At 67.9% G+C, this 22,918-nt stretch carries 22 protein-coding genes; 5 read left to right on the forward strand and 17 right to left on the reverse strand.

Annotated elements, in window-relative coordinates; all coding sequences use genetic code 11:
* Window positions 1-29 precede the first annotated feature (29 nt).
* The 3 genes from secF to yajC form a co-directional block, all read right to left on the reverse strand.
* A complete protein-coding gene (secF, locus tag AZOLI_RS06075; RefSeq protein ID WP_014247719.1) occupies window positions 30-986 on the reverse strand; it encodes a protein translocase subunit SecF in 957 nt (318 codons plus the stop codon).
* Window positions 987-997: 11 nt separating this feature from the next.
* A complete protein-coding gene (secD, locus tag AZOLI_RS06080) occupies window positions 998-2,596 on the reverse strand; it encodes a protein translocase subunit SecD (protein ID WP_014247720.1) in 1,599 nt (532 codons plus the stop codon).
* Window positions 2,597-2,722: 126 nt separating this feature from the next.
* On the reverse strand, window positions 2,723-3,154 hold the full coding sequence (gene yajC, locus AZOLI_RS06085; RefSeq protein WP_014247721.1) for a preprotein translocase subunit YajC: 432 nt from the start codon (window positions 3,152-3,154) through the stop codon (window positions 2,723-2,725).
* Window positions 3,155-3,379: 225 nt separating this feature from the next.
* Here yajC and AZOLI_RS06090 point away from each other — a divergent pair, with 225 nt between their 5' ends.
* Window positions 3,380-4,276, forward strand: a complete 897-nt coding sequence (locus tag AZOLI_RS06090) for an ATP-binding protein (RefSeq protein WP_014247722.1) — start codon at window positions 3,380-3,382, stop codon at window positions 4,274-4,276.
* Here AZOLI_RS06090 and AZOLI_RS06095 read toward each other — a convergent pair.
* Genes AZOLI_RS06095 through serS form a run of 4 tightly spaced genes read right to left on the reverse strand, consistent with a single transcriptional unit; the run spans window position 4,233 to window position 8,201 of the window.
* Entirely contained in the window at window positions 4,233-5,489 is a 1,257-nt protein-coding gene (locus tag AZOLI_RS06095) for a LysM peptidoglycan-binding domain-containing M23 family metallopeptidase (protein ID WP_244442535.1), read from the reverse strand. The genes AZOLI_RS06090 and AZOLI_RS06095 overlap by 44 nt on opposite strands.
* An 8-nt stretch (window positions 5,490-5,497) precedes the next feature.
* Window positions 5,498-6,151, reverse strand: coding sequence for a protein-L-isoaspartate(D-aspartate) O-methyltransferase (locus tag AZOLI_RS06100; protein ID WP_014247724.1), 654 nt, complete (start codon window positions 6,149-6,151; stop codon window positions 5,498-5,500).
* A complete protein-coding gene (gene surE, locus AZOLI_RS06105) occupies window positions 6,148-6,930 on the reverse strand; it encodes a 5'/3'-nucleotidase SurE (RefSeq protein ID WP_014247725.1) in 783 nt (260 codons plus the stop codon). The genes AZOLI_RS06100 and surE overlap by 4 nt, the downstream gene beginning before the upstream one ends.
* Window positions 6,930-8,201, reverse strand: a complete 1,272-nt coding sequence (serS, locus tag AZOLI_RS06110; protein WP_014247726.1) for a serine--tRNA ligase — start codon at window positions 8,199-8,201, stop codon at window positions 6,930-6,932. The genes surE and serS overlap by 1 nt, the downstream gene beginning before the upstream one ends.
* A 133-nt stretch (window positions 8,202-8,334) precedes the next feature.
* Between serS and AZOLI_RS32330 the strand changes: the two genes are divergently transcribed.
* Window positions 8,335-8,826: a transposase family protein gene (locus AZOLI_RS32330; RefSeq protein ID WP_048816477.1), complete on the forward strand. Its 492-nt coding sequence runs from the start codon at window positions 8,335-8,337 to the stop codon at window positions 8,824-8,826.
* Between the two features lie 193 nt (window positions 8,827-9,019).
* On the opposite strand, the gene AZOLI_RS06120 is transcribed toward AZOLI_RS32330, so the two are convergent.
* Complete coding sequence (locus AZOLI_RS06120; RefSeq protein WP_014247727.1) at window positions 9,020-9,661, reverse strand: response regulator transcription factor; 642 nt, start codon at window positions 9,659-9,661, stop codon at window positions 9,020-9,022.
* Window positions 9,662-10,602: 941 nt separating this feature from the next.
* On the opposite strand from AZOLI_RS06120, the gene AZOLI_RS06125 reads away from it, so the two are divergent.
* Window positions 10,603-11,343, forward strand: a complete 741-nt coding sequence (locus AZOLI_RS06125) for a response regulator transcription factor (protein WP_244442536.1) — start codon at window positions 10,603-10,605, stop codon at window positions 11,341-11,343.
* A gap of 67 nt (window positions 11,344-11,410) precedes the next feature.
* On the opposite strand, the gene AZOLI_RS06130 is transcribed toward AZOLI_RS06125, so the two are convergent.
* The 9 genes from AZOLI_RS06130 to AZOLI_RS06170 all read right to left on the reverse strand — a co-directional run bounded on the left by AZOLI_RS06130 (window position 11,411) and on the right by AZOLI_RS06170 (window position 21,333).
* Window positions 11,411-13,357 (reverse strand): methyl-accepting chemotaxis protein, encoded by a 1,947-nt coding sequence (locus AZOLI_RS06130; RefSeq protein ID WP_244442537.1) that lies wholly within the window; start codon window positions 13,355-13,357, stop codon window positions 11,411-11,413.
* Window positions 13,358-13,601: 244 nt separating this feature from the next.
* Window positions 13,602-13,937, reverse strand: a complete 336-nt coding sequence (locus tag AZOLI_RS06135) for a tRNA-binding protein (protein ID WP_014247731.1) — start codon at window positions 13,935-13,937, stop codon at window positions 13,602-13,604.
* A 151-nt stretch (window positions 13,938-14,088) separates the two neighbouring features.
* Window positions 14,089-14,523 carry a phasin family protein gene (locus tag AZOLI_RS06140; RefSeq protein WP_014247732.1) on the reverse strand — a complete coding sequence of 145 codons (435 nt, stop codon included), beginning with the start codon at window positions 14,521-14,523 and terminating at the stop codon, window positions 14,089-14,091.
* Between the two features lie 181 nt (window positions 14,524-14,704).
* Entirely contained in the window at window positions 14,705-15,391 is a 687-nt protein-coding gene (locus tag AZOLI_RS06145) for a TetR family transcriptional regulator (protein ID WP_014247733.1), read from the reverse strand.
* Window positions 15,392-15,469: 78 nt separating this feature from the next.
* Entirely contained in the window at window positions 15,470-15,955 is a 486-nt protein-coding gene (locus tag AZOLI_RS06150) for a YbaK/EbsC family protein (protein WP_014247734.1), read from the reverse strand.
* 9 nt (window positions 15,956-15,964) lie between these two features.
* Window positions 15,965-16,789, reverse strand: coding sequence for a pyrroline-5-carboxylate reductase (proC, locus tag AZOLI_RS06155; protein WP_014247735.1), 825 nt, complete (start codon window positions 16,787-16,789; stop codon window positions 15,965-15,967).
* 38 nt (window positions 16,790-16,827) lie between these two features.
* Window positions 16,828-17,331: a YbjN domain-containing protein gene (locus tag AZOLI_RS06160; RefSeq protein ID WP_014247736.1), complete on the reverse strand. Its 504-nt coding sequence runs from the start codon at window positions 17,329-17,331 to the stop codon at window positions 16,828-16,830.
* A 267-nt stretch (window positions 17,332-17,598) separates the two neighbouring features.
* Window positions 17,599-17,979, reverse strand: a complete 381-nt coding sequence (locus AZOLI_RS06165) for an accessory factor UbiK family protein (RefSeq protein ID WP_014247737.1) — start codon at window positions 17,977-17,979, stop codon at window positions 17,599-17,601.
* A gap of 114 nt (window positions 17,980-18,093) precedes the next feature.
* Window positions 18,094-21,333, reverse strand: coding sequence for an AsmA family protein (locus AZOLI_RS06170; RefSeq protein WP_014247738.1), 3,240 nt, complete (start codon window positions 21,331-21,333; stop codon window positions 18,094-18,096).
* Between the two features lie 354 nt (window positions 21,334-21,687).
* Between AZOLI_RS06170 and AZOLI_RS06175 the strand changes: the two genes are divergently transcribed.
* Both AZOLI_RS06175 and AZOLI_RS06180 read left to right on the forward strand, forming a co-directional pair.
* Complete coding sequence (locus AZOLI_RS06175; protein ID WP_014247739.1) at window positions 21,688-21,870, forward strand: DUF4169 family protein; 183 nt, start codon at window positions 21,688-21,690, stop codon at window positions 21,868-21,870.
* Between the two features lie 177 nt (window positions 21,871-22,047).
* Window positions 22,048-22,872 carry a DUF2189 domain-containing protein gene (locus AZOLI_RS06180; RefSeq protein WP_014247740.1) on the forward strand — a complete coding sequence of 275 codons (825 nt, stop codon included), beginning with the start codon at window positions 22,048-22,050 and terminating at the stop codon, window positions 22,870-22,872.
* Window positions 22,873-22,918 lie beyond the last annotated feature (46 nt).

Consider the following 22,918-nt stretch of genomic DNA (forward strand, 5'->3'; position numbering starts at 1 on the left):
TGCCCTCTCCCTATTGTTGTCGCCCAGCGTTACGGCGTGGTCGCCGGGGTGTTGCCCGGCGCCGCATCGGTCGGGGTGCCGCGGCGCAGGCGGTTCTCGCCGAGGAACAGCAAGATGGGTGCCGCGATGAACACGGACGAGCTGGTCGCAAGGATAACGCCGAAGATCAGCACGATGCCGAAGTCCTGCAGCGCCTCGCCGCCGAACAGGGCCAGCGGGATGATCGACAGCAGCGTACAGACCGAGGTGCCGACCGTGCGGTTCAGCGTCTCGTTGATCGACAGGTCGATCAGGTCGCGCAGCGGCATCTTCTTGTAGATGCGTAGATTCTCGCGCATGCGGTCATAGACCACCACCTTGTCGTTCACCGAATAGCCCATGACCGTCAGGATCGCCGCCACCGCCGTCAGATTGAACTGCATGTCGGTGATGGCGTAGAAGCCGATGATCTTGGTGATGTCCAGCAGCAGTGTCACCACCGCGCCGAAGCCGAACTGCCATTCGAAGCGGAACCAGATGTAGACCAGCATCGCCACCATGGCGAGGCCGAGCGCCAGCATGCCGTTGGCGAACAGCTCGCCGCTGACCGACGCGCCGACGGCCTCGACGCGGCGCACCTGGGTGCCGGGAACGGCCTCGGCCAGAGTGCTCCGCACCTTATCGGCGGCGACCTGCTGGGCGGCGTCGTCGCCGGGCTGGCGTTCCAGGCGGATCAGCACGTCCTGGGGCGACCCGAACTCCTGCAGAGCCACCTGCCCCATGCCAAGGCCGGACAGCGTGTGGCGGAGCGAGCCGAAGTCGGCGGCCTGCGGCGTCCGCGCTTCGATGACGATGCCGCCGCGGAAATCGATGCCGTAGTTCAGGCCGGGGTGGAAGAACAGGATGACCGACGCGATGGACAGGATCGCCGACACGACGAGGCCGGCGATGCGGCCATTCATGAAGGGGATCTTGGTGTTGTCGGGGACGAGGCGGAGATGGAACATCGGAAGACCTCTCAGACCGGCAACACGGCCGGACGCGTCCGGCGCAGCCACGTCACCATCATCAGGCGCACCAGCACCGTGGCGGTGAACATGGAGATGAGGATGCCGAAGGTGATGGTGACGGCGAAGCCCTTGATCGCGCCGGTGCCGAAGATGAACAGCAGCGCCATCTTGATGGCCGTCGTCAGGTTGGAGTCGACGATCGTGCTGTAGGCGCGGCTGAAGCCGGCCTCCATCGACGCGAAGACGCCGCGGCCCTTCTTCGTCTCCTCGCGGATACGCTCGTTGATCAGGATGTTGGCGTCGACCGCCAGGCCCAGCGACAGCAGGATGCCGGCGATGCCCGGCAGCGTCAGCGTGGCCTGCAGCAGCGACAGCGCGGCCAACGTCAGCACGATGTTCACGAACAGCGCGAAGCAGGCGAAGGCGCCGAACAGCCCGTAGCTGGCGATCATGTAGACGCAGACCATGGCGAAGCCGACGGCGACGGAGGTCAGGCCGGCGCGGATCGAATCGGCACCCAGGTCAGGGCCGACGGTTCGCTCCTCGATCACCTTCAGCGGAGCCGGCAGGGCGCCGGCGCGCAGCAGGACGGCGAGGTCGTTGGCATTGGCGGCGTTGAAGTTGCCGCTGATCTGGCCGCGTCCGCCGGTGATCGGCTCGCGGATGACGGGGGCGCTGATCACCTTGTTGTCGAGCACGATGGCGAAGGGCCGGCCGACATTCTGCTTGGTCACTTCGGCGAAGCGGTTGGCACCCGCCGTGTTGAACTCGAAGTTCACCACCCATTCGCCGGTCTGGGGGTTGGTGCCGGCCGACGCATTCTGCAGCGTGGCACCATCGACCTCGACCTTCTTGCGGATGACGTATTTCGACTGGAAGCGGTCACCCTCGGCCGACGGCAGGATCTCCGATCCCGGAGGGGCGCGGCCGGTGTTGGGATCGGCATTCACGTCGACCAGTCGGAAGGTCATCTTGGCCGTGGTGCCGAGCAGGCGCTTGATCCGGTCGGGATCCTCCACGCCGGGCAGCTGGACCAGGATGCGGTCCGTGCCCTGGCGGGCGATCGTCGGCTCGTTCACGCCGGTCTCGTCGATGCGGCGGCGGACGATCTCGATCGACTGCTCGATGGCCTGGGTGGCGCGGTCGCGCAGAGCGACCTCGCTCAGCGCCACGGTCACCGTGCCGCCGTCGACCGACACGTTCAGGTCGGGCTGCCCGCCGCCCAGAGCCGTGCCGCCCACCGGGCTGGCCAGCTGGCGCAGCGCCTTCACCGCGTCGTCGGCCTGTGCCGGGTCGCGCAGCTGAACGGTCACGGCGCGGTCGCCGGCATTCAGCGCGGTGTAGCCGACATTGGCGGTGCGCAGCTGCTGACGGGCGCCGTCGACCAGCCCCTCCACCCGGTCACGGATGACGGTGGCCATGTCGACCTCGAGCAACAGATGCGATCCGCCGCGCAGATCGAGGCCCAGCGACACCTTGCTGTGCGCGTACCAGGACGGCAGCGCCGCCAGAGTATCGCGGCCCAGGAAGTTGGGCAGCATCATGATGAAGCCGGCGATGCAGGTCGCCAGGATCAGGTAAATCTTCCAGCGCGAAAAATAGAGCATGCGTCACTCGAATCCGATCAGACACCCGCACCGGTGGGACCGGTCCGCCGCGGATGAGCGGCGGCCGGCCTGTCCGGACGGGAAGCGCCTTCGGGCTGGCCCGCGTGAGAGGAACCCGGCTGCGGCTTACTTGCGGCCGAACAGCTTGCCGATGCCGCCGGCGGCGGGGGTGTCGGCCGGCTTGGCCTCGCCTTCCGCGGTCGCGGCGGGGGTGGCGTCGCCACCGGACTTGCCGGCCGGCTCGGTCTTGGCGAGCACCAGATTCACGGTGGAGCGCAGGCAGCGCACCCGCACGTTCTCGGCGATCTCGACGGTCAGTTCGTCGTCGGAGCCGACCTTGGTGACGACGCCGATGATGCCGCCGCCGGTCACGACGCGGTCGCCGCGGCGGATCGCCGACAGCATGGCCTTATGCTCCTTCATCTTCTTCTGCTGCGGACGGATGAGCAGGAAGTAGAAGACGACAAAGATCAGGATCAGCGGCAGAAACTGGACGAGCATGTCACCGCCGCCGCCAGCCGGCGCCGCCGTCTGTGCATAAGCCGTCGAAACGAACATCTGGAAGCTCCTTACAGGTTTGGTCTCGGCACCGGATCGGCGTTCCGCCGGGACGCCGCGACTATAAACGCCCATGACCGGGATGCAATGGTGATGCGCCACAATCCGCAGGCGCCCCACGGCTTGTGTGCTTGCCCTGCTGTGTTACGGTGCGAAGGCGTCGGAAAGATGGCTGCGCAGGCGCCCACTTTCCATGGAACATCCAGAAAAAATATCCGGAGAATTATGTCGCAATCCATCGCTGGCTCCGGTGCTGGCCCCTCCGGTGCCGATCAGGCCCTGATTCCGCTGCTGACCCGCATTGCAGAGGCGCTGGAACGGCTGGCCCCGCCGCCGGACCGCCCGCTGGACTTCACCGCCGCCGACGCCTTCGTCTGGCACCCCGATCCCGACCGGCTGGAGCCGGTTCCGGTGGTCAACCGCGTCGACATCATGCTTCTGCAGGGCATCGAACGGCAGCGGGAGATCCTGCTGGACAACACGCGGCGTTTCGCCGCCGGCCTGCCCGCCAACAACGCCCTGCTGTGGGGGGCGCGCGGCACCGGCAAGAGCTCGCTGGTCAAGGCGGCCCACGCCGCCATCTGCGGGGAGCGGCCGGGCGAACTGGCGCTGGTGGAAATCCACCGCGAGGACATTCCAACCCTGCCCCGCCTGCTGGCCCGGCTGAAGGGCGAGCCGCGCCGCTTCATCCTGTTCTGCGACGATCTGTCCTTCGACCATGACGACGCGCATTACAAGTCGCTGAAGGCGGTGCTGGACGGCGGGATCGAGGGGCGGCCGGACAATGTGGTGTTCTACGCCACCTCCAACCGCCGCCACCTGATGCCGCGCGACATGATCGAGAACGAGCGGTCGACCGCCATCAACCCGGCCGAGGCGGTGGAGGAGAAGGTGTCGCTGTCCGACCGGTTCGGGCTGTGGTTGGGCTTCCACAACTGCGACCAGGACACCTATTTCGCCATGATCGAAGGCTATGCCGGCCATTTCGGCCTGGACATCCCGGTCGACCGGCTGCGCGCGGAGGCCGTGGAATGGTCGGTCACGCGCGGAAGCCGGTCGGGCCGGGTGGCCTGGCAGTTCATCCAGGACCTGGCCGGTCGTCTCGGGCAGCCCCTTCGCTGACCTTGCGGTCCATCTGATCGCTCGGGTCGACGGCCTGGCTGCCCTTGCGCAGCTCGAAATGGAGCTGGGGCGAGGAAACGCCGCCGGTCTGGCCGACCCGGGCGATCAGCTGACCCCGCTTCACCGTGGCGCCGCGCTCCACCTCGATCTTGTCGAGATGGGCGTAGGCGGTGATCCAGCCGTCGGCATGCTTCAGCAGCAGCAGGTTGCCGAAGCCGCGCAGTTCGTTGCCGGCATAGGCGACCACGCCGTTGTCGGCGGCGACCACCGCGGTGCCCTTCGGCGCCGCGATGTTCAGGCCGTCATTGTGCAGCCCGTCCGGCTTCGGCCCGAATCCGGAAATCAGCTTGCCCTTCACCGGCCACAGGAAGCGGGCGCCGCCACGCGGAGGGGTCGCGGCTTCCGCCTTCGGCTCCGGCTTGGGCGGCGGAGCGGCTGCCACCTCCTGCTGCGGGGCGGGCGCCGGTGCGGCGGAAGGCGCCGGAATCGGGGTCGGCGCCGGCTTGGCTCCGGGCGGGCGCAGCATGGTCGGCGCCTGTCCCGGCTGATAGGCGCTGTCGCCCGCGGGAGTCTGCGCCGTCTGGGTGGGCGCGGGTTCGGCAGCACTGCCCGGCTTCGGCGGCGGCGTCAGCGGCGTGGCGGATATGCCGCCGGACGAGGACGCCGCACCCGGCGGCGGCAGTTCCGACGTTTGGACGGAGCCGCGCCCGGCAGGCGTTCCGGATGGCGCCCCTTGCGGCGTCAGCGGCACGGCGCCGCCGGAAGCGACCCCCGAGGCCACCATGGTGCCGCTGCCCTCGTTCGCCCCCGGCAGGCGCAGGGGCTGTCCGGCCTGCACCGCATAGGGCGGCGACAGGTTGTTCAGCCGCGTCAGTTCGCTGACATCCACATTGTGCATCCGCGAGATGCTGTAGAGGCTGTCGCCCTTCTGCACGATGTACTGGCGCGAGGTCGGCAGGACCAGCCGCTGCCCGACGTCCAGACGGTAGGGCGGCGCCAGCTTGTTGGCCTCGATCAGGTCGCGCAGCGGCACATTGTAGCGACGGGACAGGCTGTAGGCGCTGTCACCCTTCTGCACGGTGATGGCTCCGCCGGCCGAATCCGGTACTTCCGAGACATGGGTGAAGGGTGCCAGCCCGCCCACCCGTTCGCAGGCACCGAGTGCCAGGACGGCGGTGGACAGGACCAGGGCCGGCAGAAGGCGAGCGGACATGGCGGGTCTCATGCGGAACGGACCGGTTGTGGCGGGTCGGACAGCAGCGGAACGAAACGGACGGGCCACAGGTCCTCCCGGATAAGGCCAGCTTCGGAACGCCGGAAACGTACCACCCTTTGGTCGCGGTGATCGGTCCCCAGCGGAATGACCATGACACCACCAACGGCGAGTTGATCCGTCAAGTCTTTTGGCGGCTCCGGTCCACCGGCGGCTGTGACCAGTATGCGGGCGAAGGGCGCCACCTCCGGCCAGCCGCGCGTCCCGTCGCCGAGACGCGTGGTGATGTTGCCGATGTCCAGCGCCTTGAACCGGGCTTCCGCCTCGCGCAGCAGCGGTTTCAGCCGCTCGATGGTGAACACCCGGCGGCACAGCCGCGACAGCACCGCCGCCTGATAGCCGGACCCTGTGCCGACCTCCAGCACAAGGTGCCGCGGGTGCAGGTCCAGCGCCTGGGTCATCAGCCCAACCACCAGCGGCTGGCTGATGGTCTGGCCGAGGTCGATGGGCAGGGCAACATCCTCCCACGCCCGGTCCTGGAATGCGTCCGGAACGAACAGCTCGCGCGGGATCCGCTCGATGGCCGCCAACACCCGGGTGTCGGTGACGCCGGCCCCGCGAAGGGCCATCAGCAAGCGGATCTTGCGCGGGTTGTAGGTCACACGAAAGCCTGCCTCAACGTCTGCAGCGTCGGGGTGTGGGTCAGGTCGAGATAGATCGGCGTCACCGAGATGCCGCCGTTGAACACGACATGGATGTCGGTGTCGTCGGAGACGTCGGCCTCGCCGCGTAGCGTGCCGATCCAGATATAGGGCTTGCCGCGCGGATCCACGCGCTCGAACAGCTCGTCGCCGATCTTGCGCTTGCCGTGGCGAACCACCTGGATGCCCGTCACCTCCTCGGCCGGGCGGGCCGGAAAGTTGACGTTCAGCAGCACGTTCCGCGGCCAGGCCACCGTCACCGCCTTGCGCACCACCTCCGCCCCATGGGCGGCGGCGGCGGACCAGTCGATGGGCTGGCCCGGCTCGTAATGCTGGCTCATGGCGATGGCCGGGACGTTCAGCAGCGTCGCCTCCATCGCCGCGGCGATGGTGCCGGAGTAGGTCACGTCCTCGCCGATGTTGGAGCCCTGGTTGACGCCTGACAGCACCAGCGTCGGTCGGGAGTCCCGCATCACATGGTTGACGGCCAGCAGGACGCAGTCGGTCGGCGTGCCGTCCACGGTATAGCGGCGCTCGTCCAGCTTGCGCAGGCGGAGCGGCCGGTTGATGGTCAGCGAATGGCTGGCCGCCGACTGCTCCGTCTCCGGCGCCACCACCCAGACGTCGTCGGACAGCTCGCGCGCGATGGCTTCCAGGACCTTCAATCCCTGCGCATGGATGCCGTCGTCGTTGGTGACGAGGATGCGCGTCCGGGACAGGTCGAGCGGCAGGTTGAACATCAGATGGAAATCCTCTCCACTCCGCGCATGTAGGGGCGGAGCGCTTCCGGGATCAGAATGGAACCGTCGGGCTGCTGGTAGTTCTCCAGCACCGCGATCAGGCAGCGCCCGACCGCCACACCCGATCCGTTGAGGGTGTGCACGAATTGAGTTTGCTTCTCGCCCTTGGCACGGCAACGGGCCTTCATCCGCCGCGCCTGGAAATCCCCGCAATTGGACACGCTGGAGATCTCGCGGTAGGCGTTCTGGCCCGGCAGCCAGACCTCGACGTCATAGGTCTTGCGCGAGGAGAAGCCCATGTCGCCGGTGCACAGCACGATGGTGCGGTAGGGCAGGCCCAGCCGCTCCAGAATCGTCTCTGCGCAGCGGGTCATGCGCTGGTGCTCGTCCTCCGACTGTTCCGGCGTGGTGATGGCGACCATCTCCACCTTCCAGAACTGGTGCTGGCGGATCATGCCGCGGGTGTCGCGCCCGGCCGAGCCGGCTTCCGCGCGGAAGCAGGGGGTCAGCGCGGTGTAGCGCAGCGGCAGTTCCTCCGCCGCCACGATCTGGTCGTTGACCAGATTGGTCAGCGGCACCTCGCTGGTCGGGATCAGGTAGTGGTCGCTGGAGGTGGTCTTGAACAGATCCTCCTCGAACTTCGGCAGTTGGCCGGTGCCGAACAGGGCGTTGTCGCGCACCATCAGCGGCGGCGCGATCTCGGTGAAGCCGTGCTCCGACGTGTGGATGTCCAGCATGAAGTCGGCGAGCGCGCGCTCAAGCCGGGCGAGCCCGCCCTTCAGCACGGTGAAGCGGGCGCCGGACATGCGGGCCGCCGCCTCGAAATCCATCAGGCCCAGCGCCTCGCCCAGCTCGTAATGCTGCTTGGGGTTGGCGATGTCGGCGGGGGTGCCCCAGCGGCGGACCTCGACATTGGCGGTCTCGTCCGACCCGTCCGGCACGTCGTCGGCAGGGATGTTGGGCAGGCCCGCCAGGATGGCGTCGAGTTCGGCGCCGAGCGCGCGTTCCTCCTCCTCCACCTGGGGCAGGCGGTCCTTCAGGGCCGCCATCTCGTCAAGGATTGGCTGGGCGTCACGGCCTTCGCGCTTGGCGAGGCCGACTTCCTTCGCCGCCTCGTTCCGGCGGGCCTGCATCTCCTGCATCTGGGTCTGCGCGGCGCGGCGGCGACCGTCGAGGTCGAGCAGGGAGGACGACATCGGCGCCAATCCGCGGCGGCCGAGACCGCGGTCGAAGGCTTCGGGATTCTCACGGATGGCGCGAAGGTCGTGCATGGCTCGAACAATCAACGAATTGTGTGGGGCACTGGTTATACGGCGCGGCCCGGCCAAGGTCCAGTGCAAGGCCGCTGCGGCACAGGGCAATCGGGTGAAGGAGTGCGTGACAACGGGTCGGAGTTCTGAGTCGATGCGGCGGCCCGGCATCGACACAGGCGGGCACGATGGACGCGACCGGGCACTGGGCGAGGCGATTGTTTTTCTGGATCATTTCCGTTCTCTGCCGGACCATCGGCAACAGGGTCAGGCGATCTACCCGTTGGACGAGGTGCTGCCGCTGTGTCTGCTGGCTGTGCTGGCTGGAGCCGAGAGCTTCGTCGAAATCGCCCGCTTTGGGACGAGGAAGTCGGCGTTTCTGCGCCGGTTCCGGGCCTTTGCCCACGGAACTCCGTCGCATGACCGACTGGGCGACATCTTCGCCACGCTGGACTCCGGCCACGTCCAGCGCTGCTTCGTGGCCCGGGTCGCCGCCCTGACCGGCGCCCCCGCCGAGGTCATCGCCATCAAGCACATGGCCCAAAACCTGCGCCCAAAACCTGCGCCCAAAACCTGCGCCCAAAACCTGCGCGGAAGAGCACCGGGAAAGGACACTCTGCGCGTCCGAAGAAAGCTCGCCGCTTAAGACGATGACTTCCTGGCCAGCCTCATCAGCTCATGAACCGTTCACCCGTTTCCCCTGTCTCCCGCCAGGGGGATGAACGCTTGAACGCCCAAAGATTACGGGCCGCGGAGGCGATTCCCCGCGGCCCGGTTCCACAACCCGTATTGCTGTCCGGATCGGCCGAAGCCGTCCGTTTCCCAATGCCGGCCTTTTCCTAGGCCGACATGGCGGCGGCGGCGATGACCGCCTGGGTGCGGTTCTTGACGCCCAGCGACTTGAAGATCGCGGTGACATGGATCTTCACGGTGCCTTCGGACAGACCCAGTTCATAAGCGATCTGCTTGTTCGACTTGCCGAGGCGCAGGCATTCCAGCACCTCGCGCTGGCGCTGGGTCAGGCCATAGCCGGCGCTCCGGTCGGCGACCTCCACCGTGCGGCGGCGCGGCGCGGCATCCATGCTGGCGGTGAGCGCGCCCGGCGGAAGGTAGATGCCGCCCGAGAACACGAGGTTCAGGGCGCCCATCATGACCTTGACGCTGCTCGACTTCGGGATGTAGCCGGTCGCGCCATGGTCGAGCGCGCCGCGGATGTCACCCAGCGCTTCCGATGCGGAGATCACCACCACCGGCACGCCCGGCTGCAGCGCCTGGATTTCGCGCAGTCCGTCGAAACCCGGCCAGTTCGGCATATGCAGGTCCATCAGAATGATGTCGAAGGTGCCGCCCCCACGGCACTGGTCCAGCACCTCGTCGAAGGTCCCCGCCTCGACGAAGCCGGCATCGCCCTGCAACTGCTCGAGCAACCGTCGCAGGCCTTCACGGAACAGCAGGTGGTCATCCCCGATCAGAATCTTCATGGTCCCCGTCATCCTCGCTCGCCGGCCCCGGCCCGGCCGGTTGGGGCCGGTTCACGCCTGGGCTGTTGTCGATCTTGTCCGATGCGCCCCCGCGGCACCCGGATCACCCCATTCACACCGCGTCTTCGGCTTGGTGGTCGAACATGCTCGCGGCCTCTTGCCGGCGTCGGCCGGAAGGCTGTCTGCCGTTGTTGGCTCGTATTCGCTGTGTTGGGTATCTGATACCACGATCGGAAGAGCCCCTGTATCCGGACAAGGGCCATAGGTCATTCGAGGCCGCCACCCCCATTGGAGGGGGCATAGGTCATGGCCGGACAAAGAAACGCTTCCGACGAAAGGCATAGCTTCTGCCGCGAGTGCGAATGTCGTTATCGCGCAGGCTCATTGGATTCATTCGCCCCGACCGGGATTATTCAAAATGAGATCTGCCGTCTCCATTGGCGTCGGGATTTTTCTGGAACCTTGCCATCTTTGTGGCGTTCGTGTGCCAAGCGATCGGTTAACCCCGATTCGGCCGCGCAAGAGAGGAGGGAAAGCCGCCGCCAAACCGATCGGGTAGTCCTGAAGGATGCCTGTACCAACGCGCATTCCCGTGTGACCCGGCCAGCACACATCATTCCATAGGTGTTACCGTTTCGAAACCTGAGGCGACCAACAAGGAGACGAAAAGCGATCTTGGCTGATCATCCATCGCCTGATTTACGCGGAGCGCCGTTCATTTCTAAATCACGCGGTGCGACCAGGACTTCCCTCAAGGGGGATATCCGGCGGATTGCGGACAACGCAGAAATACTTGGCAGGAAAAATCCCAATAGCCGCCTCGATCTTGACCGAAGACGTGCCTGGGCCATCCGGCCAGACTCCGTTTCAACCCTTAGACGCAGGCGGCGACGCCCCGAGCCGGGCCGGCCGTGGATGCCTCCTCCAGACAGAGCTGACCCATGCACACACACCATGAGTACGCCCATGAGAAAGCATCTCACCAGACCCGCAACGCGGTGACTCCCATGCATGTCTGCCTGATCCTCGACAACAACGCGCTGACCGAGACCGTGGTGCAGCAGCTCGACCGCGGCGGACGCCACCGCGTGACGGTACTGCACGACATCGGGGAGCTGACACAGAGCGCGCTGACGCCGGATGCGATCCTGATCGGCCTGCAGCAGTTCACCGCGCTGCGCGAGAACGAACCGATGGTCTATCTCCGGCTGTCCCGCCGGTCGCGGATCGTCGTGGTGCTGTCCTCGCGCGAGTTGCTGGACGCCGCCCATATCCTGGCTTTCGCCGATGCCTGGGTGTTCGAGGATCTGAACGTCGACCGCATCAACGAACTGCTGGATCTCGGACTGGAAGGGCATTGCCTGATGCCCAAGCAGTTCCTGTCGCGGCTGGGCGTGGACGAAATCCGCCTGACGCTTCTGCCGCGGCTGTCCGACCCGGAATTCGAAACCCTGCGCCTGCTGGGCGAGGGCATGAACAACCGGACCATCGCCAACGCGCTGGACCTGTCGGAGGCGGTGATCAAGTCGATGGTGCGCAGCGTGCTGTCGAAGCTTCACTTCCGCAACCGGACGGAAGCCGGCGTCTTCGCCGCACGGCAGCAGGGCGCCCTGGAGCAGGCACGCTCCGGCATGACCCCGCCGCACATGCACGCCGCGGCAACCCGGCGCGCCGGGGCCTGAGCCCCGGTCTGGAGCGGCCGGACCGCCAGCATGGCGGCCCAAGCCGTACCGCTCAGCCGAGCGGACGTCAGGCGGCCAGGCGCCGGCCCGCCATCGCTTCCTCGAAGCGGTCGAAGCGGGCGTCGAAGGACTGCCGGTCGATCTCGGCCAGCCGGAAGCGGACACGCACCACCCCCTCCTCGCGGGTGAAGGCTTCGAAAGGCAGCGCCACGCCCAGGCTGTCGAACAGCAGCGTGCCGCGGCTGCCGACGGCGTCGGACCCGGCCAGTGCGGCGCCCTGGCGGGAGATGTCGAGCAGCCGCACGGTCAGCCGGCCTTCCGGCGCCTCCACCGTGCAGGGAGCATCCACCCGGTAACGCGGCAGGTTGCGGCGGTCGACATCGTCCGTCGCCGTGCGCACCGCCCGGACCAGCACATGCATCAACTCGTCGATGCTGTGGGTAACCTCCGATGCGCCGGCCCGCAGCAGGTCGGCGCGCTCCTCAGTCACCTTGGCCTCGCGCGACACCTCGTCGATGCGGGTCGCCACGTCGGTGGCGGCGCTGGCCGTCTGGCCGACATTGCGCGAGATCTCCTGGGTCGCGGACGCCTGCTGTTCGACCGCCGCGGCAACCGTACCGGAGATGGCGTCGATCTCGCCGATGGTCCGGCTGATGCCGCGCACCTCCTCCACGCTGCGGGCGGTGACGGACTGGATCTCCGCGATCAGGCGCGAGATCTCCTCGGTGGAGCGCGAGGTCTGGTTGGCCAGGCTCTTCACCTCGTTGGCGACGACGGCGAAGCCCTTGCCCGCCTCCCCAGCCCGCGCCGCCTCGATGGTCGCGTTCAGCGCCAGCAGGTTGGTCTGCGCCGCGATCCCCTGGATCAGTTCCGCCACGTCGCCGATGCGGCCGACGGCGGAGGACAGCGATTCGATGGTGTTCTCGGTCCGGTTGCTGGCGGCCACGGCGGCGCGGGTGACGCTGGCGGCATGACCGACCTGGGTTCCGATCTCATCGATCGAGGCCGTCAGCTGCTCTGCGGCGGAAGCAACCGCCTGAGCGTTGCTGAGCGCCTGCGCCGCGGCGGCGGCGACATTCTGGGCGTTGGCGCCGACCAACCCAGCCGAATTCGCCATGGCGCCGGCATTGCGGTCCATCTCCTGGGTGCGGGCGGCGACCTGCTCGACCGCGCCGCGGCTTTCCCGCTCCACCGTATCGGCCATCGCCTGCAGGGCCTTGCGCTTCTGCTCCTCCCCCTGGATTCGCTGCTGCTCCTGCTCGGCGCGCAGCCGCTCCGCCTCGGCCATGCCGTCGCGGAACACCAGGACGGAGCGCGACATCGCGCCGAGCTCGTCCAGCCGTTTCGCACCGGCCACCTCGGCGGTCAGATCCCCGGAGGACAGCGCCGTCATCACCTGACTGAGCTGGCCCAGCGGTCGCAGCAGCCGGCGCGACACCAGATAGCCCGGCACCGCCAGCACGATGGCACACAGCACGACCAGCATCGTCGCGAACCGCATGCTGTCGTCGAAGGTCTTGAACACCTCCGCCTTCTTGATGCCGACATAGAGGATGCCGACCGGTTTGCCGGACTTGTCCTTGATCGGGTCATAGGCGGCGTAATAGGGCTCGCCCAGGATTTCGACCATGCCGCGGAACGGGGTGCCCTGGCGCAGCACCGAATCGTAGGCGGGCCCCTGGGCCAGCGTGGTGCCGACGGCGCGGGTGCCGTCGGCGTTCATCACGTTGGTGGCGATGCGGCGGTCGCCCAGGAACAGCGTGGCGGTCCCCCCGGTGATGCGCTTGATCTTGTCCACCACGACGTTGTTGTCGTTCATCACGACACCGTCGAGCAACAGCTTGCCATCGGCGACGATGAAGGCGCCGCCACGCTCGTTCAACGACGACCAGGCGATGTCCATGCTGAGGCGCTGCATCTCTATCGCCTGCCGTTCCAGGTCGCGGACGATCACCTGCCCGATGGCGAACAGGATCGCCGTGCTGAGGATCAGCATGCCGAAGAGATTGAACACCGTGACTTTCGTGGAAATCGAAAGCCGGCCGACAAAGACGCGTAGGGCATCCATCAGTGCCATCCACCAGGAAACAGTTTGCGGTTGCGAGTTCACAATCGCGCGCACTATGCCATCCTGGTTTAGACAGCATTCATTTAAAACACATATGACCCCTGCGACCGCTTGTCGCGATATTCACGGGGCAATTCTGCAACTGCGAACAGTTACTTTCAGACTCCCAGGATTTTCGAATCTGTCGTCGTCAGAACAGGCGGGCGCCATCCGGCACCGGATGGTCGGGACCGACCAGCACCACCGCGCCTTCGGCATCGGGCAGGCCCAGGCACAGCACCTCGCTGGTGAAGGGGCCGATGCGCTTGGGCGGGAAATTCACCACCGCCAGCACCTGGCGGCCGACCAGTGCATCGGCAGCGTAATGGCTGGTGATCTGCGCGGAGCTGCGCTTGGTCCCGATGTCGCCGCCGAAATCGATGGTCAGCTTGTAGGCGGGCTTGCGCGCCTCCGGGAAGGGATCGACCGCAAGGATGGTACCGACGCGGATATCGACCTTGGCAAAATCATCGTACGTGATGGTCATGGCTGTCCGATCCGTTTGAGTAGGGGCGCCAGGGTAGCGCGCCCGTTCCCAACGCGGAACCCGGAAGCCGAGAGCTCCATGCCGGACATGAAAAAAGGGGCCGCCGACGGCGACCCCCCTCTTCCCAGTATCCGGCGGACCGGAGGCTGGATCAGCTCTTCGCCTTGGCGATGGCGGCCTTGACCTCGTCCAGGCTGTCCGACACGCGCTTGGTCAGGATCTCGGCGGCTTCGGTGTTCGACTTGGCGATCATCTCGCTCAGCTCGCGGATGTTGGCCAGCGACTTTTCGAAGGCGGCCTTGACCAGATCGGCATGCTTGGCGGCCTTCTCTTCCGGCGTGCCGGCGGCGGTCAGCTCACCGACGGCGCGGTTCACGTCCTCGGTCACGGTGCGCATCACTTCGGCCTGACGGCGGAAGATGGCCTGAAAGCCCTCATAGGCCAGCTGGTTGGCGGCGGTCACCGCCTCGATGTTCTTGCGCTGGCTGGCGATGATGGTCTCGATATCGACGCCCGGAACCTTGAGGTCGCCGATCAGCTTGGACGGATCGAATTCGAGGAAGGGGTTACCGCTCATCTTGGCCATGTTTCTCATCCCAGCATCGGTGTTTGCTGCCCGCATCGAAATCCGGGCATGTTGCGACGCAACATTGATAGACCGACTATGCAGAGTGCCGAAAAGTTAGTCAATGCGGTTTTTGCGGCGCAGCATAACCTTGGCGGGTAAAAACAGCGAGCGCCCCTACCTTCCGCATTGCGAACATAGTCTAAACCGTTGATGCCATGGAGTCCGGTCCGGTTCCACGGCCAAGCGGCCCCCTGCGGCCGGTCCAGCGGCAGAACGTCGCGCCCCAGCGCTCCGCCCCGCGCAGCGCGGTGTCGAGCGCCGCCATGGTGCGCGACAGGTCGGCGGTGTCGTCGTTCAGGAAGACCCGCATCACCCGCGCATGGACGGTGCCGAGCCCGGCGACGAGGGCGGACCCGCCCCGCTGGTCGGGATCGATTCCGGCGGCGCGCAGCATCCAGGCCATGGAGCGGCCGAAGGCGCAGGAAAAGGCCAGCGCGGTCGCCGGATCGGCCGGCAGGTCGCGCAGCACGGCGCGCAAGCCGTCCCGGAAGGGGCGCAGCGCGTCGAACCGGCGCATCATCACGTCGAACAATCGGTCGCGCGCCGGTTCGGTCGGATCGGCGGCGACATCCCCGGCCAACACCGTGGCGTCGGCGACGCGCGACACCGCCGCCAGCAGGTCGGCACGCCCCCGATAGCGGTGATGGAACCGGGACAGCGGGATGCCGGCGGCATGCGCAACCTCCAGCAGCCCGACGCGGCGCCACCCCTTCTCTGCGGCCAGCCTCATCGCCGCCGCGGCCACGGTGCGATCGAGAGAGTCCGGGTCGGTAGGATCGGAGCGGAAGCTGTTGTCTTCAGGCTTGTCGGACGGCATGTCGGACATGGCATCACCTCCAGGCGACAGGGATCGCATCATAAGGTGGTGCGCGGACGGCCAAACGCCACCCGTCGCCCGAAATCGTCACGCCTTGCGCACGCTCTCCACCCGGCCGCCGGTCATGCTGACCAGATCGGCAGGTGTCAGCCGGAAGACGGCGTTGGGGGTGCCGGCGGCGGCCCAGATGGTCTCCAGCCGCAGCAGGTCGTCGTCGATCAACACCAGAGGCGGCACGGCATGGCCGATGGGAGGAACGCCGCCGATGGCGAAGCCGGTCGACTCGCGGACGAATTCCGGATCGGCCCGCTCGATCTTCTCGCCGATCAGCCGGCCGACCGCCTTCTCGTCCACCCGGTTGGCGCCGCTGGCGACGACCAGGACCGGACGCCCGGTCTCCTTGGTGCGGAAGATCAGCGACTTGGCGATCTGCGCCACCTCGCAGCCGACGGAGTTGGCGGCGTCTTCGGAGGTGCGGGTGCTGCCTTCATGCTCGACCACATGATGGCCGAGGCCGATGCTGTCCAGCAGGGCCTGAACGCGGGCGGCGGAGGGGCTGAGGGTGGTCGACATGGCTGCTCCTCACCCCGCCAGCTCGCGCGACCGCCGGGCGGCGGCAGCGATGGCGGCGGTCATCACCGGCTGCATTCCTTCCGGCGCCATCAGCACCTCCAGCGCCGCTTGTGTGGTGCCGTTCGGGCTGGTCACCGCCTTGCGCAGATCGGCGGCTTCCTGCTGCGGAGAGGCGTCGAGCAGGGCGCCGGCGCCCGACACGGTGGCGCGGGCCAGCCGCATCGCCAGATCGGCGGGCAGCCCGGCCGCCTCGCCGGCCTTGGCCATCGCCTCAACCATGAAGAAGACATAGGCCGGGCCGCTGCCGGACAGCGCGGTGACCGGATCCAGCAGCCCTTCATCCTCGACCCAGGCGACATCGCCGACGGCGCGCAGCAGCCGGTCGGAGAGTTCGCGCTGGGCGGCGCTGACATGGGCATTGGGAACGGCCACGGTCATGCCGCGGCCGATGGCGGCCGGCGTGTTGGGCATGGAGCGGACGACGACGGCCCCCTCCCCCAGCAGCCGTTCGAAATAGGCAATTGTCTTGCCGGCGGCAATCGACAGGAAGACGGTGCCGGGACGGACCAGCGCGCGGTAGGCAGGCAGCGCCTCTTCCATCACCTGCGGCTTGACGGCCAGCACCACGACGTCGGCGACGAAGCCGTCCGGCAGGGCATCCGCACCGGACGCCAGCGAAACGCGCGCATCGCCGGCAAGCCGCTCCGGCAGACCGGCCCGGTCGACCACCACGACGCGCGACGCGGTCCCGGCGGCAAGCCAGCCGTCCAGCATCGCCCCGCCCATCTTCCCGCAGCCGACCAGCAGCAGCGACGCACCCGTTTCCGCCGTCATGACCTCGTCATTCCCCCTGTTTGCGCCGATTGCCGGGCTCAGGCTTCGCCCATGGTGTCGAGAATGGCGGCGGACACCGCCTCCGGCGCGGATTTACCGCCCCAGATCACGAACTGGAAGGCTGGGTAGAAGCGCTCGCATTCCGACAGGGCGATCTCGACCAGATCCTCCAGCTGTTCCACCGCGGCACCGCGCGCACCGCGCAGCAGCATGGTCTGGCGGAACATCGGCGTATGCTCCTCCGAGCAGACGTCGAAATGGCCCAGCCACATGCGGCCGTTCACCTCCGCCAGCAACTCGGCGACGGCGGTGCGGCGCGCTGCCTGGACCTTCATGTCGAACTGGCAGGAGAACTGCATCGCGCTGACATCGGGCTGCCAGACGAAATAGAGCCGGTAATCGCACCAGCGCCCGCCGATCTCGACGACGAGCTCGTCCTCGGTGGCGCGATCGAAGGGCCACTCGTTGGCGGTTACGATCTCCTCGACCACGTCGAGCGGGTTGTGGGCGGAAGTGGTGGTTTCGACGGCTACTGCCGACATGTCAGCGTCCTCCTGTGAAGGCGCAATGGGCGGTACCGTTCACCCGGACCGGAAGACGCGAGGCAACCCACGCGGGTCCGGGGCAATACCCCGAAGGTGATGAAAAGAAGAGCATGGAGACGGTTTGCGCCTGCATCGGCGCCCGGTCAACGTTCCGACCGGCCGACGTTCGGGTCGCGGGCCGGTCGGGATCCAGCCAAACCGCCGATGGCGGCAGGAGCCGGAACGATGACGGGAGTGGCGCCGGGTGATGCGGCCGCGCAATGCTCAGGACGCCGTGGCCTCCTTGCCGGCGGCATCCGCGGCGGACTCTGGTGCCGGCGTCACCGGATCGGTGTCCACCACCGCCGGAATGCCGGCAGGCTCGACCACGACCGGCAGCGGGGCATGCCCGGCCGTCAGGGTCGCGACGGTGGCCTCCAGCGCGGCAAGCCGTTCGGCCATCGCCTCCTGCTCCTCGCGGGCCTTGGCGGCCATGGCGCGGACGGCCTCGTATTCCTCGCGGCTGACCACGTCCATCCGCGACAGAACACGTTCGAGCTGAGCGCGCAGCTGACCTTCGGCCTCTTCGCGCAAGGACGAAAAGGCGCCGAGAGCGCCACCCGCCACGCGGGCGAGATCGTCCAAAATCCTATTGTCCACCTGCATCGGCTCTGACTTCCGGTTACCGTTCGTTCATTATGGACGCCGCGCGCCGCGACTTCAACGCCCTTGGCCCATCGCACGCATGCCATGGCGCGCAGCCGTGGCATGCGGCGGGCCTCACGGCCTGACCGCGGGGGCAGCCGGGGAGGCCGCGTCGAAGCGGTCGCGCAGGGCCTTCAGGTCCAGAGTCTGGGTCGGTGCGTCCCAGGGGCCGGCGATGCGCAGGGTCAGCGGCGGCAGGTCGCCGTCGGCCTTCACCGTCAGGGTCAACCCCAAATCCACCCGCTCGTCGGGCAGCGAGACCGTGCCGGCCAGCGTACCGTCTGCCGGTACGGTGGTCAGGCGGGCGTCGTCGGCGCGAATCACCCCCTTGTCGATGGCGAAACGGGCATCCAGCCGCTCCAGCCTGGTCTCACCGCCCTGCAGGGCACCGGCGACGGCGCCCAGCACCTCCTGCGTGCGTTCCACCCCGGCCAGCCGGCTGCGCAGCGCCGCCAGATCGACTCCGCGCAGCACACCGCCCGACGCCACCGCCCGGCCGCGGCCGGTCAAGCTGCGCAGGAGGGCGTCGCCATGGCCGCTGCCGGACAGGGTCATATCCAAATCCACGGCCCCGCCGCTGAGCCCCAGCCCGGCGACTCCGGACAGAGCGGTCCCGAGGTCGGCCTTGATGACGGTGATGTCGGCGTCGAGCTTCGGCTCCTGCCCCGGAAGGGCGGCGACACGGCCGCTGACGCCGATCTGGCCGCCCTGCCATTCGCCGTCCAATTGCTCCAGGGTCGCGGTCCCGCCAAGGATCGTCGCCCTCAGCGCCGGCTGCACGATGCGCTGTCCGCCGAGCGTCAGCGAGGTGGACGTCAGGCCGAGGCGACCGTCCGCAGACCGGATCCAATCCAGGTCGGCGAGCGGATCTGCGGGCGCGACGGCAGTCGGATCACCGGCGGATGCCGCCGCATCGCGGCCGGCGCCATCCCCCACCAGCGGCGCGTTGCGCAGCCGGTCGAGGTCGAGATCGCCGGTCTGCAGGTCTGCCTGGACGCTGGGCCGCGCAGTCTTGCGGTCGATTGCCAGCTTGCCGCGCACCGGCACGCCGGCGACCAGCCCTTGCAGGTTGCTTAGCACCGGCGAGGTCGCGGTCCCCGTCAGTTCGCCGTAAAGGTCCAGCTGGCCGAAGGCGCGGGCCAGTCCACGGTCGGTGAACAGCGCCGCGATGCGTCCCATCTCCGGATGGGTCACGCGCAGCTTCAGGTCGGCGCTGGGCGTGCGGTCGAGCCCCAGCACGGCACCGCCGGCTTCCAGCGTGCCGCCCAGCATGCCGGCGGAAGCCTCGACCGCCAGCCGCTCCCCGTCGCCGGCAAGCCGGGCCTTGGCGCTGATGGCGCCCAGCCGTTCCGGCACCGGCAAGCCGGGCGGCCACGCGACCGCGCTCGGCAGCCCGCCAAGCGACTTGGCCTCCGCCGCCAGGGCGAGGTTCACCCCACGCAAGGGCATCACGCTGGCGACCTGCCCATCCACCCGCGCCGTCAGGCCGGCGATGTTGTCCACCTTGGCTTCACGCACCGTCAGCGCGCCAGCGGCGACCGTCGCATCCAGGTGAAGCCCCTGGACCGGCAGGCCGCCCACCGTCAGCTGACCGATCCGCAGGTCGAGGTTGGCGTCGGCAAGCCCGAGAAGCCGCTGCGGCGTCGGCGCAGCACTGGCCGAGCCGACCCGCGGGCCAACGGCGCGCGGCACTGCTGGCTGGGCAGAGTTCGGTGTGGCCGGCTGGGCCGGCACCGGCTCGGCCGGCAGGTAGCCGTCCAGAAAGAGGCGGTCCAGTTCGAGGCGCGCACCGAAGGCGGGACGGCCGCGGTCGACATAGGCGACCGCACCGCTCAGCCGGCTGCTGTCGAAGCGGAAATCGATGCCCGACATCTCGAAGCGGTCGGCATGCCCCTGCAGCCGGGCAGCCAGAGAGGCGCGGCGCAGGCGGTCGGCGGGAACGGAGCGGACATCCAGCTTCACCCATTCCAGCAGGGCGCGCAGATTGTCGGCATTCGCCTCCATCCGCATGTCCAGCGTCGGCTGGCCGCCCGGCGTCGTCACCTCTCCCGCCGCGACGAAATCCGACCCGCCGGGCAGCAGGGCGCTGACACGGTCGATGTTCAGCCGGCCGTCGGCCAGACTCGCCTCGATCCGGCCCTGGCGCACCACCCCGCCATTGTAGCCCATGGCGTCCACCGCCACGTCCAGCTTGGCCTCCATTCCGATCGGCAGGGCGAAGGACACTCCCGGCCGCTTGGCGCCGCCGGTTGCGGGACCCGACGGAGCCGGTGTGGCGGAGCCGCTCGCGGTGTCGCCCTGCCCGCCCCGCGCCAGCCAGGAATCCAGGTCGAACCGATTGATGGCGAGCGTCAGTTCGGTTCGCGGCGCCTCGCGCTTGGCAGGGTCGCCGGCCCTCAACGCGGCGTTGCCCGTGGCGCGGGTGTCGCCCAGCTGGGCTTCCAGGCTGGAGAAGGTGGCAAGGCTGGTCCCCGCCTCCACCGTCGCGCGCAGATTGAAGGGCTGGGCCAGCGCCGCAGGCCGGCGCGCGTCCACCAGCTTGGCGAAGTCGCTGCCCTCGACGCGGAGATCGCCCTGCACCTTCGAGACGCCCCCGCCGGTCAGGATGCCGGCGAAGCGGAGGGTCGCATCGGTATGGGGCATCGACAGGGTGGCCCGCACCGGCACCGCCGCACCTTCGGTGAAGCGGCCGGCGGTCGCCTCGCCATGAAGGGGCAGGCCGCGGAAACGGAAATCGCCCTGGATCTGGAAGGGGCCGTTCAGGCTGCCGGCGGCGATGCGGGCGCTCAGCCCCTCCACCCGCTCGGTCCGGCCGTTGCGGTCGTCGCGGTAGATGACGGTGCCGTTGTCGATCAGCACCTGATCGAAGCTGACGGCGGACACCAGCCCTTCGGCGGCCCCCAGCCCATCGCCGGGCCGGCCGCCGGTGGTGGAAAGGTCCCAATTGATCCGGCCGTCCAACAGGACTTCCACCACGATGGTCGGCTCGACCAACCTGATGCTTTCCACCTGGATGCGGCCGCTCAGCAGAGGACCGAGCGCGACACGGGCATCCAGCTTCTTCAGCCGCACCATGTCGGGTTCGGCGGCGCCGGCGGCATTGGCCAGCCGGGCGTCGCGCACCGTCAGCGCCGGGGACGGCAGCAGGGTGAAGCCGACGTCGCCCCGCAACTCCACCCGGCGGCCGGTCGTCTGCGATATACGCTCGGCGATGGTGCCCTTGTAGGCGTTCCAATCGATGAGGCTCGGCGCTGCCAACAGGATGCCGGCCAGAACCACCAGTCCGGCCAGTGCAGCGATCAGGATCTTCTTCACCGGGTTTCCGCCTTCCCTGCGCCGGCCTTATCCTCGGCCGTGCCCCTTTGCCACGTCAATGTTACCACGTCGTCGCCATCGACCGGCACCCCCCGTCCCCGCATAGGATACGGACGGATGCGCACTTGCCTTCGCCGCCCCTCTTCCTCCGCGCCGGTCGGCAACCGATGGCGGCTTCCGACGAGGAGCGTCCTTCGGTAAGCTAGCGCCCGCAGAAGAAACAAGCAATTTGGGCAATCCCACGGCCAAGTTGGGGCTTGTCCGTTTTTTTCCCCAGGAATTCCCCCGCGTGACGCCGCTCCGTCCGGCCGCACCGGAACCGAAACCGCAGATTCAGCCGCCGGAGACCGTGCCATGGGCGACGTGGTCAATCTCAACCGCTTCCGCAAGACCCGCGAGCGGGCCGAACGCGAGAAGGAAGCCGAAGCGAATCGGGCCCGATTCGGACGCACCAAGGCCGAGAAGGAGCGCGACCGCAAGGAGGCCGAGCGGCGCACTCAGACTTTGGACGGACATAGGCTTGACGACGAAACCTGACCTGCACGTCCGAAAGTACGGTAAAGACCAAGCTTTTCAGTGGGAATAACCTCAGCGTTTTTATTACTATTGGATATACAGATAGTTCCCTATTGCGACTATCACGCCGATCATGTGACAGTGCCTGCCAAGGGCGCCGACCGGCGCGCTCCCTGGCTGTTGGAGAGGGCCGTCATCATGGTCGACATGACGTCGTTTCGCGGATCCGTTCAAACGCCTCAATCGCACAATGCAGCCCATCATCCGGCCTGGCTACCGTCGATCCGGGCGGTGGGAGTCGACCGCCCCTGGGTCTGGCTGGCGTCCGCCTGGCAGGATATGATGGCTGCCCCCGCCATCAGCTTCGCCTATGGCGCGCTGGCGGTGATCTCCAGCTTCGTGCTCGTGGTCGGCTTGGCCCTGCTGGACATGGAATACCTGCTGCTGCCCCTGGGCGCCGGATTCATGCTGGTCGGCCCGCTCCTGGCCGTCGGGCTGTACGAGACCAGCCGGCTGCTGGAGCTCGGCCAACGCCCGACCTTCGGCAAGGTCGCAGCCGCCTATCGCCGCAACGGCGTGCAGATCGCCGGGATCGGGCTGGTCCTGATGCTGGCCATGCTGGCTTGGATCCGCGTCGCCTTCCTGATCTTCGCCCTGTTCTTCTCGGGCGAGCCGCCGGCGTTGGACCAGCTGGTCGACCGCATCTTCTTCTCGGCCGAGACCATTCCGTTCCTGCTGACCGGGACGCTGTTCGGCGGGATCATCGCGACGGCGGTCTTCTCCATCGCCGTGGTGTCGATCCCGATGCTGCTGGACCGCGAGACCGACGTCTTCACCGCCATGGCGACCAGCATCGCCGTGGTGCGGGCGAACATCCGGCCGATGATCGCCTGGGGCTTCCTGATCGCCTTGTTCATGAGCGCCGGCATGGTCACCGCCTTCATCGGGCTGGCGATTGCCCTGCCGGTGATCGGCCATGCCTCCTGGCACTGCTACCGCGATCTGGTCGGCCCCGGCCAGTAACACTGCCGCAAAGCAGGCGAAGCCCTCTCCCGTCCGCGCGGGGGAG

This window comes from Azospirillum lipoferum 4B, from assembly GCF_000283655.1.
Taxonomy (GTDB): domain Bacteria; phylum Pseudomonadota; class Alphaproteobacteria; order Azospirillales; family Azospirillaceae; genus Azospirillum; species Azospirillum lipoferum_C.

Bases quoted from the DNA above. Each gene is read 5' to 3' on its own strand.
- AZOLI_RS06160 (WP_014247736.1), bottom strand. From the start codon at position 17,331: ATGTCGGCAGTAGCCGTCGAAACCACCACTTCCGCCCACAACCCGCTC.
- AZOLI_RS06150 (WP_014247734.1), bottom strand. From the start codon at position 15,955: ATGTCGACCACCCTCAGCCCCTCCGCCGCCCGCGTTCAGGCCCTGCTG.
- AZOLI_RS06175 (WP_014247739.1), top strand. From the start codon at position 21,688: ATGGGCGACGTGGTCAATCTCAACCGCTTCCGCAAGACCCGCGAGCGG.
- AZOLI_RS32330 (WP_048816477.1), top strand. From the start codon at position 8,335: ATGCGGCGGCCCGGCATCGACACAGGCGGGCACGATGGACGCGACCGG.
- proC (WP_014247735.1), bottom strand. From the start codon at position 16,789: ATGACGGCGGAAACGGGTGCGTCGCTGCTGCTGGTCGGCTGCGGGAAG.
- yajC (WP_014247721.1), bottom strand. From the start codon at position 3,154: ATGTTCGTTTCGACGGCTTATGCACAGACGGCGGCGCCGGCTGGCGGC.
- surE (WP_014247725.1), bottom strand. From the start codon at position 6,930: ATGTTCAACCTGCCGCTCGACCTGTCCCGGACGCGCATCCTCGTCACC.
- AZOLI_RS06165 (WP_014247737.1), bottom strand. From the start codon at position 17,979: ATGCAGGTGGACAATAGGATTTTGGACGATCTCGCCCGCGTGGCGGGT.
- AZOLI_RS06135 (WP_014247731.1), bottom strand. From the start codon at position 13,937: ATGACCATCACGTACGATGATTTTGCCAAGGTCGATATCCGCGTCGGT.
- AZOLI_RS06140 (WP_014247732.1), bottom strand. From the start codon at position 14,523: ATGGCCAAGATGAGCGGTAACCCCTTCCTCGAATTCGATCCGTCCAAG.
- AZOLI_RS06145 (WP_014247733.1), bottom strand. From the start codon at position 15,391: ATGTCCGACATGCCGTCCGACAAGCCTGAAGACAACAGCTTCCGCTCC.
- AZOLI_RS06120 (WP_014247727.1), bottom strand. From the start codon at position 9,661: ATGAAGATTCTGATCGGGGATGACCACCTGCTGTTCCGTGAAGGCCTG.
- AZOLI_RS06090 (WP_014247722.1), top strand. From the start codon at position 3,380: ATGTCGCAATCCATCGCTGGCTCCGGTGCTGGCCCCTCCGGTGCCGAT.
- AZOLI_RS06180 (WP_014247740.1), top strand. From the start codon at position 22,048: ATGGTCGACATGACGTCGTTTCGCGGATCCGTTCAAACGCCTCAATCG.
- secD (WP_014247720.1), bottom strand. From the start codon at position 2,596: ATGCTCTATTTTTCGCGCTGGAAGATTTACCTGATCCTGGCGACCTGC.
- AZOLI_RS06095 (WP_244442535.1), bottom strand. From the start codon at position 5,489: ATGTCCGCTCGCCTTCTGCCGGCCCTGGTCCTGTCCACCGCCGTCCTG.
- AZOLI_RS06125 (WP_244442536.1), top strand. From the start codon at position 10,603: ATGCACACACACCATGAGTACGCCCATGAGAAAGCATCTCACCAGACC.
- secF (WP_014247719.1), bottom strand. From the start codon at position 986: ATGTTCCATCTCCGCCTCGTCCCCGACAACACCAAGATCCCCTTCATG.
- serS (WP_014247726.1), bottom strand. From the start codon at position 8,201: ATGCACGACCTTCGCGCCATCCGTGAGAATCCCGAAGCCTTCGACCGC.